This is a genomic window from Roseovarius aestuarii, from assembly GCF_019966515.1.
Classification (GTDB): Bacteria; Pseudomonadota; Alphaproteobacteria; order Rhodobacterales; family Rhodobacteraceae; genus Roseovarius; species Roseovarius aestuarii.
Genome location: NZ_JAIMIB010000017.1, coordinates 43504 through 59773 on the forward strand (window position 1 = coordinate 43504; position 16270 = coordinate 59773).

14 protein-coding genes are annotated in these 16270 nt (G+C 57.3%); all 14 read right to left on the reverse strand.

Translation table 11 applies throughout. The features are described 5' to 3' along the window. Positions 1–2: 2 nt before the first annotated feature. A complete protein-coding gene (locus LC334_RS17835; protein ID WP_085801685.1) occupies positions 3–902 on the reverse strand; it encodes an aminotransferase class IV in 900 nt (299 codons plus the stop codon). Between the two features lie 52 nt (positions 903–954). Further along, positions 955–2166, reverse strand: a complete 1212-nt coding sequence (locus LC334_RS17840; RefSeq protein WP_085801684.1) for a DegT/DnrJ/EryC1/StrS family aminotransferase — start codon at positions 2164–2166, stop codon at positions 955–957. Between the two features lie 174 nt (positions 2167–2340). Next, entirely contained in the window at positions 2341–3660 is a 1320-nt protein-coding gene (locus LC334_RS17845; RefSeq protein WP_176237738.1) for an NAD(P)/FAD-dependent oxidoreductase, read from the reverse strand. Positions 3661–3694: 34 nt separating this feature from the next. Beyond that, positions 3695–5056 (reverse strand): glutamine synthetase family protein, encoded by a 1362-nt coding sequence (locus LC334_RS17850; protein ID WP_085801683.1) that lies wholly within the window; start codon positions 5054–5056, stop codon positions 3695–3697. Positions 5057–5059: 3 nt separating this feature from the next. Next, on the reverse strand, positions 5060–5740 hold the full coding sequence (locus LC334_RS17855; RefSeq protein ID WP_085801727.1) for a type 1 glutamine amidotransferase: 681 nt from the start codon (positions 5738–5740) through the stop codon (positions 5060–5062). A 57-nt stretch (positions 5741–5797) separates the two neighbouring features. Next, positions 5798–7114 carry a glutamine synthetase family protein gene (locus LC334_RS17860; RefSeq protein WP_085801682.1) on the reverse strand — a complete coding sequence of 439 codons (1317 nt, stop codon included), beginning with the start codon at positions 7112–7114 and terminating at the stop codon, positions 5798–5800. Positions 7115–7282: 168 nt separating this feature from the next. Continuing rightward, the gene (locus LC334_RS17865) at positions 7283–8092 is read right to left on the reverse strand and encodes a hypothetical protein (protein WP_139836476.1); all 810 of its coding nucleotides are present in this window, start codon (positions 8090–8092) and stop codon (positions 7283–7285) included. A 24-nt stretch (positions 8093–8116) separates the two neighbouring features. Continuing rightward, positions 8117–8503: a hypothetical protein gene (locus LC334_RS17870; protein WP_085801680.1), complete on the reverse strand. Its 387-nt coding sequence runs from the start codon at positions 8501–8503 to the stop codon at positions 8117–8119. Between the two features lie 124 nt (positions 8504–8627). Next, on the reverse strand, positions 8628–9449 hold the full coding sequence (locus LC334_RS17875) for a dynamin family protein (RefSeq protein ID WP_263286554.1): 822 nt from the start codon (positions 9447–9449) through the stop codon (positions 8628–8630). Positions 9450–9490: 41 nt separating this feature from the next. Then, positions 9491–11563: a dynamin family protein gene (locus LC334_RS17880; protein ID WP_085801678.1), complete on the reverse strand. Its 2073-nt coding sequence runs from the start codon at positions 11561–11563 to the stop codon at positions 9491–9493. Positions 11564–11808: 245 nt separating this feature from the next. Further along, on the reverse strand, positions 11809–12813 hold the full coding sequence (locus LC334_RS17885; protein ID WP_139836475.1) for a hypothetical protein: 1005 nt from the start codon (positions 12811–12813) through the stop codon (positions 11809–11811). Positions 12814–12817: 4 nt separating this feature from the next. Then, positions 12818–13762 carry a PP2C family protein-serine/threonine phosphatase gene (locus LC334_RS17890; RefSeq protein ID WP_176237737.1) on the reverse strand — a complete coding sequence of 315 codons (945 nt, stop codon included), beginning with the start codon at positions 13760–13762 and terminating at the stop codon, positions 12818–12820. After that, positions 13749–14717, reverse strand: a complete 969-nt coding sequence (locus tag LC334_RS17895) for an FHA domain-containing protein (RefSeq protein ID WP_223413052.1) — start codon at positions 14715–14717, stop codon at positions 13749–13751. The genes LC334_RS17890 and LC334_RS17895 overlap by 14 nt, the downstream gene beginning before the upstream one ends. Positions 14718–14774: 57 nt before the next feature. Continuing rightward, complete coding sequence (locus LC334_RS17900; protein WP_223413053.1) at positions 14775–16169, reverse strand: serine/threonine protein kinase; 1395 nt, start codon at positions 16167–16169, stop codon at positions 14775–14777. Between the last annotated feature and the right edge of the window lie 101 nt (positions 16170–16270).

Sequence of the window (16270 nt, forward strand, 5' to 3'; positions counted from 1 at the left end):
CGTCAATAGGCAACATCGGTCCGGTACGCTGGATCGTCCATCAACTCGAAATAGCGCTGTCGAAGCCTTATTGACGCCGGCCCTGCATGCCCGTTTGAAAAAACCCGCTCGCCTATCTGACTGACCGGGATGATACCGCCCCCCGAAGAAGTCAGAAATACTTCATCAGCCTCCATCAGTTCGTCAATCGGCAGATCACGTTCGGTGGTCTCAAACCCGGCCTCCCGGCAAAGCTCCAGCGCTGTGCGGCGGGTGATGCCGTGGAGCACGCTCGTATCTGGTGTGACCGCGGATTTTCCCTTTATGGAAAACAGGTTAAAGCCCGGTCCTTCGGTGACGTTTCCGGCGTGATCAGGCAGAATGACGGTTTCAAAACCGCGATCCTTGGCTTCGAACAGACCCGCAGTAAAATCGCCCCAGTGATAGTTTTTCACCAGCGGATTCACACTGTCAGGCGGGATGCGGCGGACATCCTCTGACAGCCAGATTTTGACACCCTGATTTGCAATTTCCGGTTTGACAACATGTATGTAGGGCACGCACCAGGCGTAGAAATGATTGTCGCAGTCGCGTGGGTCCCGGCTGCCCGGGGTCAGCGGCGTGCCGCGGGCGGCGACCATCGCGCAATAGGCGTGCCGCAATCCAGATCGTGCAACGATCGCCTGCAACGCATTACTGATCTGGGCCTGCGACATGCCGATATTCATGCGGCAGGCGCTGATGGACGCTTCGAACCTGTCCAGATAATCGCCAAGCCGGAAGAAACCGCCGTTCCTGACCGGAACGACATCGTATGTTACGTCTGAATGTGTCACGGCCCAATCGGTCACGCCAATGGTTGCTTCGGCGATCGGAACCACCTGACCCTTGATCCACGCGGCACCTTGTGAAAATTCGTTCATCGCGCCCCTCCCGTTACTGGTCTAGAGCGCGTTTCGGATTCCGTAAAGGACGTCAGGTCCCGTAGGCGCGGGCCGGGGGCATCACGTCTGCGGTGGCGTCGATAATGGCGTCCGAGATTACGTCCAACTCGGTTTGGGTCAAACGCGCGGGCAGGCGGGTATCACAGGCCCGCATCAGCATGGCGCGGGTCTGCGGCAGCTCAGGTGCGCGGCCCGGAATAAACCGCCAGTTCCAGAACGCACGGGCGTTGTCGGTGCTCAGTCCGAAAACCTGGACCTTGACGCCACGACATGCAGCCGCCTCGGCGAACGCGCGGGTTTCATCCTCGGTCATGCCGACGAGGTTGAACTGGATCGAATCCGGTGCGCGTTCTTCCTGCTCAAGTTTTTCAGGGACTTCCAGCCAGGGAGAAGCGTTCAACCGCGCGGCGACATAATCGTGATTTCGGCGCCCGTCGGTCACGCGGCGCTCAATCTCGGCCAGTTGCGGGCGGATGATGGCGGCGGAAAGGTTATTGAGCCGCAGATTATAAAGCGGGAGCTGGTTCTGGGCTTTCGCAAACGCTGCATCCAGATCGGGGTCGGGGGTCGTGATATGTTTAGCCCAGTTATGTTCGTAGGCGCCCGACATGATCACTGCCCGCGCGATGATATCGGGGTCGTCAGTGATCATGATCCCGCCTTCACCGGCATTCACAAGCTTGTAGGACTGAAAGCTGAAGCAGCCGACGCGGCCAATCGTACCAATATTGCGCCCGCCCCATGTGGTGCCAAGCGAATGCGCCGCGTCTTCGACCACGGGCACACCACGCGCATAACAGAGCGCCATGATCTCATCCATGTCAGAAGTATGTCCGCGCATGTGGCTGATGATCACAGCGCTGATCGTGCTGTCCAATTTCTCGGTGAAGTCGGTGATATGAATCCGATAATTTTCACCGACTTCGCACAGGACGGGCACGCAATCGGCATGTATGACCGATGACGGGACCGCAGCAAATGTGAAAGCGGGGATTAGCACACGGGCGTCACGTGGCAAGCCGAGTGCCTTGAGCGACAGAAAAAGCGCGGCTGAGCATGAGGACACTGCAAGCGCATATTTACTGCCCATCAGATCAGCAAATTCGCGTTCCAGTAAAGTGACCGGCGCGTTTTCCGGTGCCGTGTAGCGAAAGAGATCTCCTGTTTTCAACATCCGGTCTATTTCCGCGCGGGCTGCGGCGGGGATGGGCTCGGCGTCGTAGACGTTCGGAGGTAAGGTCATGATTTCGGCTTTCCTGAATACTAATTTCGGTTTTTTTAAAACAGTGAAGCTGATCCGGAAAGAAAAAACTACTGGGAAGTCCGAGAAAAGGCGCGATCGTGCCGATCTTGTGCTTGAGGTAATTTATCAGCGGCTCGTACGGAACGTACCTGGATTGCGTGCAGGTTGCGGCGCTCAGAATCCGAGGCGGTCACGCATCGCATACCAGGTCATCGCCAGCACCAGCAGAGGTGAGCGCATCATGGTTCCGCCGGGAAATGACGGTGTGGGAATCCGCGCCAGCGTGTCGAACCCGGTCGAATTGGATTGCCCGATGATCGCCTGCGCCATCAACCAGCCGGAATGAGTTGCGGTGCCGACACCGTGACCGGAATAGCCCGATGCGGTCAGGATGTTCGGTGCCAGCCGCGCGAGGTATGGCATACGCTTCATGGTGATGCCCAGCGTCCCACCCCAAGTGTAATCGATTTTGACGTCCTTCAGATGCGGGAAAATCTGGCTCATCGGTTTGCGCACCGTGGCGGCGATATCCGAGGGGAACTTGTAGCCATAACTCTCACCTCCTCCAAAGAGCAGCCGCTTGTCATGGCTGAGGCGGAAATAGTTGATGACGAATTTGGTGTCGGCCACGGCCACATCGCGCGCCAGCACCTTTGTTGCGTCATCGCCCAGCGGTTCTGTGGCTGCGATGAAATTGTTGATCGGCATCACCCGTGCCGCCACCTTGCGATCAAGCCCGCCCAGATAGCCGTTGCACGCGAGGATCACATGATCGGCCTCGACCTGGCCATGCGTCGTGCGCACCACAGCCTTGCCACCAGTTTTGATGTCATGCACCTCGGTGTTCTCGTGGATGCGGACACCGGCCGCCGCGGCGGCACGAGCCAGACCCAAAGCATAAGCCAGCGGGTGCAGATGGCCCGCCCCCATATCGAGCGTGCCGCCCACATAGGCGGGCGAGGGGCAGATGGACTGTAACCCGTCGTGATCCAGTGCTTCGATCTGGTCATAGCCATAGCGCTTCTGCAGATGCTCGGCATAATCATGCTCTTCGGCCACTTCACGGGTCGAAAAACAGGCATGGGCAATGCCGGGCTTCAGGTGGCAATCGATCTTGTGTCTGGCGACCAGTGACCTGACCAGGTCTTTGGCCTCTTCAGCCAGTTCCCAAAGCTTGAGTGCATCATCCTGACCAACCAGTTTTTCCAATCCGTGCTGGTCCATCCGCTGACCGCTGCCCAGCTGCCCGCCATTACGCCCCGAGGCGCCAAAGCCTACGCGATGCGCATCCACAAGCACCACGTCGCGTCCGGCCTCGGCCAGATGTAGCGCCGCCGACAACCCCGTATAGCCTGCACCGATCACGCAGATATCTGCCCGCGTCTGACCCTTGAGGCGCTCGAACGGCTCGAGCGGCGTCGCGGTTGCGGCGTACCAGCTATCGGGATAGGTGCCTGGACGGTCATTGGCATAAAGCAGGTTCAAGGGCTTCATCTTTCGAGAAAAAATCAAATTCCAACGGTGCGGGTCAGACATTCACCAGCAGATGTTCGCGCTCCCATGGGCTGATGACTTGCAGGAACTCATCATATTCGGCGCGTTTCACGATCGAGTAGACACGGGCAAATTCAGGCCCCAGGATTTCGTGCAGATCGGTCGCCGCGTCAAAGAGGTCCAGTGCATCGCCCAGGACCTGCGGGATTTCGGATTCACCCGCATAGGCATCGCCTTTAAATTGCTTGTCCGGGCGAGTTTCGTTCATCATGCCAAGAAGGCCACAGGCAAGGCTGGCCGCGATGGCCAGATAGGGGTTGCAATCCATCCCCGCCAGACGGTTTTCGACGCGGCGCGCCTTGGGGCCGGACAGTGGCACGCGGATGCCGGTGGTGCGGTTGTCGCGCGCCCAGGCCAGATTGATAGGGGCGGCGTTATCCTTGACGTAGCGGCGGTAGGAATTCACGTAAGGTGCCTGCACGGCGATGGCCGCAGGCATGTGTTTCTGCAACCCGCCGATGAAATGATAAAACGCGTCCGTTTCACCGCCTTGTGGACCGGAAAAGATGTTTTCGCCGGTTTCGATATCAAGGATCGAGTGGTGGATATGCATGGCCGAGCCGGGTTCTTCCGCAATCGGTTTGGCCATGAAAGTGGCAAAGGCGTTGTGACGCAGCGCGGCCTCGCGGATGAGGCGCTTGAAGTAGAACACCTCGTCGGCCAGCTTGACCGGATCGCCATGCAATAGGTTGATCTCAAGCTGTCCGGCGCCACCTTCCTGAGTGATGCCGTCAATTTCAAACCCCTGCGCCTCGGCGAAATCATAGATGTCGTCGATGACAGGTCCGAACTCGTCCACGGCCGTCATCGAATAGGCCTGACGCGCGGCGGCAGGGCGGCCCGAGCGGCCGATCATCGGCTCGATTTCCTTGGCCGGGTCGATATTGGGCGCGACGATGAAAAACTCCATCTCGGGGGCAACCACAGCCCTGAGACCACGCTGGGCATAGAGATCCACAACCCGTTTCAGCACGTTGCGCGGGCTGCAGCCGATCGGTTTGCCATCGCGGTCCTCGGCATCGTGGATCACCTGCAGGGTCCAGTCGCCGGTCCAGGGGGCGGCGGTGGCGGTGGAGAAATCGGGCCGCAGGATCATGTCCTTTTCGATAAAGCCTTCCTCTTCGTCAGCCGCCTCGCCCCAGTCGCCGGTAATGGTCTGATAGAAAATCGAATCCGGCAGGTGGAAATAGTCCTGCTTGGCGAATTTCGAAGCCGGAACCGCTTTGCCGCGGGCAATGCCGGGCAGGTCCGAGACGATGCATTCGACCTCATCCAGGCGGCGGCCCTCCAGATAGGCCTTGGCGGCGTCCGGTAGATTGTCTTTCCAGTCGGCCATGTCTCAGGCTCCTTGTTTGAAGAACTCGACGATGCGAGAGGCGATCTTGTCGCTGTCAATTGGCGCATCGAGTTTCGTTTTGGCATCGTTGATAATCGGTTCTGGCACCACATCCTTTGCGCGCGTATCGAGCAGTTGCCCGATCATGTGCGAGGTGAATTCGGGGTGGGGCTGGATGGTGTAGATGCGGTCGTCGTATACCAGCGCGGCATTGGCGCAGAAATCCGAGGAGCCGATGACCTGCGCGCCGGGGGGCAACTCGGTGACCTGATCCTGGTGCCAGGCGTTGATCGCCATCTGCTCGCCCTCGATGTCATAGGTGGTGTGGCCAACCGACCAGCCACCGCTGAATTTCTCGACCTTGCCACCCAGCGCTTGGGCGATGACCTGATGACCGAAGCAGACCCCGACGAGCGGGCGCCCTTCGGCATAAATCTCACGGATGAGCTGTTCCAGCGGCGGGATCCAGTCGTGATCCTCATACGCGCCATGTTTCGACCCGGTGATCAACCAGCCATCAGCGGCGTCAGGCCCATCTGGAAATTCACCATCAACGACGTTGAAACCCTGAAAATCAAACCCCTGATCGCGCAGCATATGCGCGAAGACCGCGTCATAATCGCCGCCGAAATCCTGTTCGAATTCGGGGATGGCGTGGCCGGTGATGAGGATGCCGATTTTCATCTCTTGGTCTCGTGATTTGATCAAATGTTCAGGGGTGTGTTTGAGCATGTGCCGAAGTTAAACCGTTTCCAGATAGGTTTTCCAGTGCTCGGTCTGGGGGATCGCGGACATCAGGCGGAGTTCCTGTCGTTTGGTCATGACAAGGTTGCGGATCATCATCGGGCTGAAGAACCGGGTGATCAGCGGATCGGTTTCAAACCGGTCGATGGCCGTCTGCCAATCCGCCGCCAGTTGCGGCAACTCCTGCTCGTAGGCGTTGCCGGTAAGGGGCGCGGGCGGGGCCATGTCATCGTCGATGCCGGTGATTGCTGCGCCCAGAATGGCGGTAAATGTCAGGTAGGGATTGATATCACCACCGGCCACGCGGTGTTCGATCCGGCGTGCGGCGGGTGGGCCGCCGGGAATGCGGATTGCGACGGTGCGGTTCTCATAGGCCCAGCCGGCGCCGGTGGGGGCGTGCGCCCCCGGCACAAGTCTGGTGTAGCTGTTGGCATGGGGCGCGAAGATCAGGGTCGAGCCAGGCATGGCGGCCACGCAGCCGGCCACGGCGGTGCGCATCAGGTCGGTCCCGGCCTCGCCGCCATCATCGAAGATGTTTTTGCCATCAGAATCGAGCACTGAAAAATGTAGGTGCATGCCATTGCCCGCGTCGTCCTCAAACGGCTTGGCCATGAAGCTGGCAGCAAAGCCATGTTGCCTTGCAAGCCCCTTTATCAAGGTCTTGAAGGCCCAAGTGTCATCCGCTGCGCGCAGAGCATCCTGATGGTTGAGCGTGATCTCGAACTGGCCGATGCCAGCTTCGGTGGTTGCGGTCTGGGCCGGAATACCCATGTCCTGACAGCCCTGATAAAGCGCGCTGAGGAACGGATCGAACGCATCCATCTGGGACAAAGACAGAATGCCCGGAGATGTCAGACGACGTCCGTTGCGCGGGTCGCGAACCGTCTTGAGCGTATCTTCGCTGTCATCGACCAGGGTGAATTCCAGCTCTGTCGCGGCCATCACCTGCCAGCCGCGTGCGGCGAAACGATCCAGCACCGAGACCAGCGCATGGCGCGGATCGCCCTCGAACGGGGCGCCGTCATCGTGGTGCATCACCATCGGCACCAGCGGCTGATCCACCGCCAGCCAGGGTACCGGCATCGGACCGCGGCCCGAAGGTAAAAGGATGCCATCGGCATCACCTGTCTCGAACACCAGCGGGCTGTTTTCGATATCAGCGCCGAAGATATCGACATTGAGCACCGAAAGCGGCATCCGAATAGTGCCTCGGTCGAGCTTTGCAGCATAGTCGCCGGGCACACGTTTACCGCGCATACGGCCATTTAGGTCGCAGGCGGCAACCCGGAAAGTCTGGAATTTGCTGAGGTCCATCGGGACACCTGTGTCTGAGTTCCCGGCAGATTATCGGATTTCCTGTGGTATGCCAATATAATTTGATCAAATTATTTGCGGAAGCTATACAGAGGCAGGGTTTCGGCTTTTTCGGCTTGGATTATGCGCCTGCATGCCGGTAGGGGTGTTTAAAGCGATCTGGTCGACTCAGACGCGGCTTTCTGTCCAGAAAGTCAGGAATTTTGTCAGCGCCGTAGTGTCAAACAGGACAAAAACCTGACTTCCTGATGCGGTGGCACGCAAAAGAGAACGACCATTAGCCGGATGCTCACTCAGAATGATGCAGTTTGGTTCACTCTCCTCGCTTCGTTCTGTACCAGGCTTTTCAGAAGCTTTGGCCTGTTCTGCATCTGCGACATCTCGGAGTGGTTTAAGAAATTCATCGGGTCCCAGTTCAAATGAAATCACGTCTCCTTCAAGGCCCAAAATAGCTGTCGCTGAAGGTGCGCATCGTTCCGCGAAAACACTGAGGTCATTCTGGCCTGAAAGTATTTCGGGCGTTTTCGCGAGATCCAGAAAGGGCTCACAGAGCTTCGAGCCCGGAATGCCGACGCTGGAAGTTTCCTTCTTTTCTGCGAGGATATGGCTCTCTACACGAAGCGTTTCAGTTCCCGCGCAGAAGTTACGGAATATATCTACTACGGCCGAGATCTGGTCATGGTGATCCTCAAGCAGATCTTGGCCAATCAGGTCGGCGCATTCCGCCGGCAATTGATGCGTAATGGGTTCTGCCACCCTGAGCACTCGGCCCGATGCGACCTCAATCCCGATGGTGTTGCCCGTGTCATTTTGAAACACAAGCCGCCTGAGCAACTGTGTTTCTTCGATTTCCAGCCGCATGGCCGAAAGTCCATCAGTCATTCCCGGCAGCATGAGGTCCCGGTATCGGCCTGATACGGAATCCGAGCACTGCGTCAGGCTTGCGATTCGGCTCTGTAGCGTGGTCAGCTCAGTCATTAGAAAAGATGCTTTGGGAATGGTTCATGGGTCGCCCCCAAACTCATCAAGATTTTCGCGGGCGCCCTGAATTAACGCCTCCAATTCAATTCCTGGAGTGCACACACAGCATAATGCTTCGGATGGGTTGTTCGTGGATTTCAGGAAAACACCAATTTCCGCGGTCTCAATAATGATCGCCTGATATATGCCAGCGTCATCTTCGCGAGCGAACGCGTCGTTGACACGTTTTGCGCTATCCCCGTTGAGCATATCGACCGCGACGTCACATAATGAATCCAGATACTCCTGCCGCGAATTTTTGTCGGCGCTTGAACATAAAACCATTCCCGTGGATATATCGGCAAACGCCAGGGTCTGGCATTCCGGGAACTTCTGCCGCAACTGATCCAGCTTTTCTGCCAGCTTCATGCTGTTCACCCAACATAACAAGACATCGCGCAGAGATTGGCGCGAGCAGTCGGAGCATACTCTTTGAAAGTTGGAAACAGGTTAATGGCTTTGCCTGGCGGGGTTCACCAGAGAAGGTTAGCGGTCACGATTCGTTTCGCAGGCGCTGTTCTGACGACGTTGCGATCACCCGCCGTGGCATGATCCGCGATGGAGCGTCATCAATGACCTCGGCCGCCTCGGCAGGCTTGTCCGGCCCCTCGAAGGCAGGGAGTTTCAACGGGCGGGTTCCGTCGCGTTCACTGGTTTCTTGCGGGTGCGTCGCAAGATCCGATGAAAGCTTTTGAAGGAGTTCAGCAAGCTTTTTGGCAAATTCCTCAGCACCGCTTTTGGCCCAGGTTTCATAATCGTCCTGTTCACCGGTTGCCTGCAACAAAGAGATTGGCAGGCAGTCCAGAAATTGGCCCTGCGTTTCTTTTCGCACCCGCTTGACTATCTTTTGCCGGTCCCGATCGGAGGTTATCTTGTCGATGCGGGTCAGCAGCAGCAAGCTCCGGTCATAGAGCTCATCCGGCAGATCGGCCCAAACCGCTGCCTCGCTCTGGCGCCAGGCTTGTGTGGCGTGGCTGCACCACAACACACCGTTCGCTTTTGAGATCATGCGCTGCCAGACTTCGGATGACATGTTCGGGTCGGAGATACCGGGCATGTCAAGCAGGTCGCATTGCATCAGGATATCCTCGTTGCAGAAGATCCTGATATAGGCCGTGTCTTCCAGCGGCGCCTCGGCAAGATTATCAACGTCCACCGGATATTGATTGCCCTCAAGGTCCGATCTATACGGAGCCTCATCGCCATATGAAATCCAGACTGGGGGTAGCTGCGTGGCGATTACCTGTACCGGCAGGGGGTCTGACCCGATCAGCAGGTTCGCCAACGTGCTTTTACCGGCGCTGAATTCGCCCATCAGCGCGATACACGGTTTGCTGTTTTTGTTACTGGGCTCTCTCATTTATTGTACGTATCCAGTTGCTTATGAGCTTCTCTCAGCTCTTTTTCACGCTCTACCAAAGAGCTTCTTCCGAATATCCCGTCAATTTTTTCGGGGCTCGCCGAGGCGGATTCCGTGGCGCTTTGCAGGATCGCGCATTGCTCTGACAGAAAAGATTGAAAGCAGCTTAGCGTGGCCTCGCGCATGGCCTGGGCCTGATCCTGCTTCAGATCGGCGACAATACTCTCGGTTTCGGCCTTGATGAGTTCGTTAAAATTCGTCGCGAAGGCCTGAAAGCCACGGCGTCTGAACCACCAGCTTTTCCACCAACCTCCCTTCAGGTCGAGCGCGATCGTTTGACCCAGAGATACCGGAGGAGGCACCCTGGGCGCGGGCGGCGCCTTGATGTCAAACAGATCGCGCGGTAGCTGAAGCGATTGGTGATAGAGCTCTGTAAGCTCGGTAATCGCCGCGCCAACCTGCGCGGAAAACGCTGATTGGCATTTCTTTCCGAAAAGCTTGTAAGACGAGCTCAACAGCATTCTAAGGCCAGACGGGCTGTATTCCCAGATGCTTTGCTCTCCGTATTTCTCAAGATGTGAAATCAGAGCTTCGGTCGCCCGTTCCAAAAAACTTTCGTGGGCACGGTCGATGCGCGCGTCAAAGGCGGCCTGAACACTGATCAACTCCTGTCGAAGCCCCTCGACAGTCTGGTTTTGGAGCGCGCCCAGACGGGTTGCGATCTCCTCGGTTCCCAGGTGAATCGTGGTTTCCCCGACCTCTGCTTTTGCCGATAGATTGTCGGACAATTGCATGCCATTTATCAGGTTTCGGGTGCTGGCAACGATCTGCGACGTTACCTCCGCGCCCACGCCTTGGGTGATCCTTTCCGCCAACGTTTCATAGAGCGCGGGCACGCCCGAGAGGTGCCACAGGATCGTGCTGGGGTTTTCTTCGTCCGCGACCAGGTTTTCGGCAACCTCCGCCCAGTTGAACAGTGCCTCCTGGCTGGCTTCGGGTAAGGAGGACAGCTGCCCGCTGGCCGCGTTCTGAGCCCAGAGCGCGCTGCCGAAAATGATGCGCGCATCCGCCGGCCCGTCATGTTTCGCGAGTGTCTCCACGATGCTGGCCCTGATCTGAGGGACCTGTTTGGCGGGGTCCGACAGCTCGTCGATACGATTGACAAAAATCGTCACATCACGAGATTTCACGTTTGAAATCAACCTAATAAGTGCAAGGTCCGTGGAAGAAAGTGCCTGATGCGCCGACAAGACAACAACACAGATCCTGCTGTCCCGGATCGACCGGATGGTAATCTGTTCGCGCATCATGAAGGTGTCATTGACGCCGGGAGTGTCGCGGATACATAGCCGCATCGGTATGGCGGGCTGGTGAAAAAACAGATCAGCTGATCTGGTGATGTCGGCAAAGCGGCCCTGAGTGGCAGATGTGGCATCAGGTTCGGTGTCTTCGAAATCGTCACCAAGGCAGACGTAGCGTTCGATCAAATCCTGATCAAAATATCCATAGTCATGCTCCTGCCCCAAAAGCATCTCGAATTTCCGGCCCAGACGGGCCCGGGATTTTTCGCGCATCTGCTCGACCTGGGCTTTGATCTTTTCCAGTTCGTCATCCGCGCCAGCGCGATCTGCAAGCTCGCCTATGCGGCCCCCACCGCCGACCAGTCGATCCCACTCATCTTGCTCGAAAAAGTTAAACTTTGCGCTGGTTGGCGGCGTCAATTCGACCGGACTGAGGTGCAGGGAGGTTACAACGGATGTCCAGGGATTTACATCTGCCGGCAGCAGGTCGGGCCAGCCGATCATGCAATTGACCAGCGAGGTCTTGCCGGATTTGATCTGCCCGATCATCGTCACGCTGGGTTCCAGCTTGTCAAGCTGCGCAATCAGGCGGTTGGCTATTTTTTGAGTATCTTCATCGCCCAGTTTCGCGGCGATGCGCAAGGCCTTGTCGAGCGGCCGAAGGCTGTCGCAGAAGGCATCAAGCTTGCCAAGCGATGCTTGCAACAGCTGCTGAGGCAGGCCGGAATCGGCAACCGCAGCACCGGTTATGCTGGTTTCCACATTCATAGGATTTTCACATCGCAAGAGATGGTCCCGGAGGTACTGAAACTCAGGCCCAATCTCCTTTTTATATCGCGCAAACTCGATCTCCCGGACACATGAAAGGATTACGATCAGCCGCAACCCCGCGAGTGCAGTATCGTCTCAGATTGGTTGAAATCAGGTAAAAAGCCATAGAATCAGCTTTTCGGTTTTTACCTGGCGCTCTCGCGACCTAGCTCCAGCCGTGTTTTCAGGCCGACAGCCAGTAGCTAAAGGGCCATGCGCGTTGCCATCTCTCGCCGTGTCTGCAGCAGCGTCGTTACAGCGGAAATAGCCGGAGCCACGCCACTTTCGAGTGACATCAGCAACAGCTTGTCTGCCGAGCGAAGAACGTCCTCTTTCAACAGGAGAAAATCCGGTGCATCCGAGGCGCTTTCCGACAACATGTCCGCCACCGTCTCACATGTCTGATGGCAGATAGACAATATGTCACTGAAGTCGTCGCTGGCATCGGTACATGCGGGTGAGCTGAGCTGAGAGGCGCATTTGCAGATATGATCGAACGCTTTTCGATAGAGTTCGACAGGCGCCTCATCACAAGTCGGTTCGACCGCCTCGGGAAGCACCTCAGCGGTCGGTGGACTCGGCTGCGGGCCTGTATCCGGCGCGTGGTTGCCAGCGGTGGATGATCCCGCAAGCACTCCCCTGTGGGTACGAACAAAAAACTCGGCACTATCGTGATCGGCCACGCGTCCCGATTTTACCAGTTTCGCTATTTCTACAACCAGAGCGTCCAGCGCAGCGGACGGGTACGTGGGTTGAGGCTCAAGCGTGATTGGGAAGAGGCTGTGGAACTCCTCGGCAGCGATATCTCCGAGGGCGTCGAGCTGATCTTCGGAAAACACACTGGCCGCCGTCTCGGGCGTCGCCAGGAGCACGAGAAAACTGTGATCTTTCAGCAGGTCCGGCGCGTCCTGCCATACCTGGTATTCGGTGCTGCCGAACTCGGACGTGCACCAGAGACAGATATCCGCCTGTCCGAAATCTACCTGGCTACCCAGTGCCAACTCGCTGATGATCGTCTCGGGGATGGCGTGGGCGGTAAGCATCTCGTGCACGCGCTGTTTGTTGTCGCTATCCGGTCCCATCAGGACAAGCCGAACGGGTGATGACAGCCGGTGAAGCAGCGCCTCGCCAATCTTCTGGATATGCTCCGTAAGCATACCGCTGGCCAGAATATCCTGCAGGGTTGTCAGTGATGCGGTTGCTTTCATTTTTTCACTCACACGGCGTACCAGAGGTTGGGCCGCTTTCGCGTCTCAGGGCACGTAGCCTGCGGCTTTTGATCATGCTCTGAAACAGAGATTGTTTTTCTACATACGCCTCTTCGACAGCACATTCCTGATGCAGTCCAAAATCGTCCTGACGAGCGTTGCTGACCTGAGTGACTGATAGAGATATGTTGTCGAGATCCGGGTCGTTGAGTTTCTTCAGAGAACTGACCAGCACATCGGCGATCTGGCTACTGCTGCTGAAAGGACGCTCGCGCAATACCTGTTCAATGTACCTATGCTCGAGAAATTGCAGCCCATCGCTTGCGACGATGAGCGTATCGCCCGCCTGCAACTGCATTGGTTCGGCCGGGCAGTCGACATGAGGGATCGGTTCACCAAAAAGGACCGACGTCAGTACATTCCGGTCCGGATGGTTGCTGCCTTCTTCTTCGCTTAGCGTGCCAGACTGCACCATCATGTCGATCGTCTTGGCCATGGAATGATCTTCGTTCAGTTGGGTCAGGGCACCATCGCGAAACAGGTACATGGGCGAATCCCCGACAGAGATCCAATAGAGCAGGCCATCTATAAAAACCGCCGACACAAGGGTCGCGCCCATGCCCTGCGTGTCCGGATGTCCGGCCACGTGTTCTTTCAGCCTGTCATTTGCACACATCGCCGCATCTTGCAGAGCGTTCGGGATGTCGGATTTGAACTTTGCCGTATCGCCGCATCGGAACGTCAGTTTGCTGAACATTTCGGTCACGACAATCTTGCTGGCGACGTCGCCTGCCGCGTGCCCACCCATACCATCGGCAAGCACGACGAAATTCAGATCCGCGCCACTAGAGAAATCAAAGATGATCGCGTCTTCCTGATAGTCGCGCGCGCCCTGATTGATCGCCGAGGCTGTGTCAAAGCTGAAACGCGGGGCATCATTCACCGTCATGGTCGCCCGCTCCCCAGTTGAAGTCATCGTCGCACAGTGCCACGAACCGAAGCGTCGTTTCTCCGATCCGGACCATATCTGCGTGCGACAATTCCTCGGTGCTGAGAACCGGCTTGTCATTCAGCCGAATGATATTGGATTTGCCGCCATGCCCCAGAAAGAATTTTTTCTGTTCATCATCATAGGCGACGGCGGCGTGGTGCTGCCGCGAAATGCTGGTATCGCCGAAATCCAGTTTAATCGCCTGATCTTCGCCGCGTCCGATGGTCGACACGCCGTCGTAAAGGGTTAGGGAATGACCTCTGCCGGGGCCTTTAACCACGACCAGCCAACCGACTGGAAAAGTCCGTGATGGCTGGCGTTTTTCTTTCGCGGAATTAGCAAAGGGATCAGGGGCTGCATCGGCGTTCTGATTGAAGCCCAGAAGGCGGGTTCGGGCCCGCTTTGCCGATCGGCCCGGACGCTGTGGTGCGGCAGGCGCAGCAGTACCTTGTTCGACCGGGGCCGGAGGCATCTTGTCGGGCGTTGCCGCGACCGGTGCAGGTACGTCTTCAACCTTGCGTTCGGCTGGAGATGGCGCGGTCTGGGAAGAGCCCTGTTCCGCCGCAAAACGCTGCTGCGACAGTTCGATCTGGCGCTGGGCCGCGGCGGCGCGTTCGGCCATGGTCGGCTCTGGCGTTGACTCCTCTGCGGGCGCGATCGGCTGAGATGTTTGCATCCGGCTTTCAACCGGCGCTTCATGCTCGGCGGGGGTGTCTGCGTCAAAGGCTTGATCCGTGCTTTCGTCAGTCTCGGGCAATTCAAAGGTATCAACGCCAGAGATTGACGACAGGTCTGTCATGAACTCTTCGTCGGGCGTTTCGGTCATCCCGGCATCTTCCTGCAGCTCGGGCAGGGTGGGGTCATCGGCCTCGACTGCCGCATGACTTCTGAATACTTTTTTGAACAACGTCATCTCGCTACCTCTAACTTACTCATCTTTGCCGCATTTCCTTAAGGGACGTTCAATGCGTTACCCAAAATATCCGTCGCCGCCGCCCTGAAGACGCATCACCTGTTCGACCAAGGGCGCAAAGACTTCGGTCATTCGGGTGACCTGCCCGTCGAGCACGCAAAAGATCAGTGCCGCGGCAAGTACCAGGCGTGCGGCTTTGCGCTTGATGCGCCGCCGTGGCGCGGAGCTTTTCAGCCTTTTTGGCACTACAGTGCCAACCGCCATGTCACGCACATAGTCGCGCGCCGGAGGAGGCGAGGGCGGTGGCGCCGCGTCGATTTCTTCATGAACCAGCTTTGTTGTTAGCGGCTCTTCCGGCAGCAGGATCTCTGGTTCCCGGGGCTTCACTTCAACCTCGGGCTCCTCGTCGATTTCGGGCGCAACCGCTTCCGGTGCTTGTGCCGCCTCTTGCCGGGCCTGAAGGATGAGCTGTACCACGGTGTTTTCAATATCCTGGTTGCTCTGCGCTTTTTCCAACGCGGCCTCGCGGCGCTTCCTGTCATCGATTTTCAGCATCCACTCGCGGGCCGATTGGATACGATCCTGCGGAAAGACACTCATCGCGACGTCTATCGTCTCAAGGAATTCCAACTCGTAGCCGTCAATGCGTCCCGCAAGTGGCTGGTATGGATCAGGTTTGTTACCCGCGATCGCGGCCAGACGGGCCTGGCTGTTGGGCGGCGCGTTGCCTGAAATCAGATGATAAAAGGTCGCCGCCAGCGCGTATAAATCACTGCAGGGCGTCTGTTTGCTGCCCGCGATGTAAAATTCCTGCGGTGAGTAGCCATCCTTGACCACCAGTACAGCCGAGAGCGCGCGGCTTTTTTTGCTGGCTTCTTCGCGCGCAGCGCCAAAGTCGATCAGGACCGGATTATCCCAGGCGTCGATCAGGATATTGTCGGGTGAAATGTCGCGGTGCAGCATGTCCTGTTCATGCACAGTCGAAATTGCGTCAAGCACCTTGAGCAGAAGGCCTTTTATCTCATCGGGCGCCAGGTGGTTGTCACTAAGCTCTATCGTTTCAAGCAGGTCTTTGCCGTCGATCAGATCAAGCGCCATATAGGCGGTCTGGTTATCCTCGAAGACCTGATGCACGCCGACGATATTCGGGTGGTTCAGCTTTGCGATGCTATGCGCCTCGCGTACGAACATTTCCACAAATGACCGGAATTCCTGCATATGGCCGCGCGAGCGGGCCAGCACCGTCTTGTTCTCGCGACTGCAAAAAGCCTCGGGATAACATTCCTTGATAACAACACGGCGATCCAGGCTGTCGCGGGCAAAATAGGTGATGCCGAAGCCGCCACTGCTGAGGTAACGTTCGATCGTGTATTGCCCGTTCAGAAGAACGGTCCCCGCAGGCAGAGCCTCGTTACATACCGGCTCATCGCCATCTTCAAATGTTGTCTGCAATTCAGCCATTTGACGTCACAATCCGAAAGTACCTGTTCTTGCCTCGCGCATCTGCGCTATTTTACGAGGCTTACTTGCGCCTCGAACTGTGGTGCAAAGGT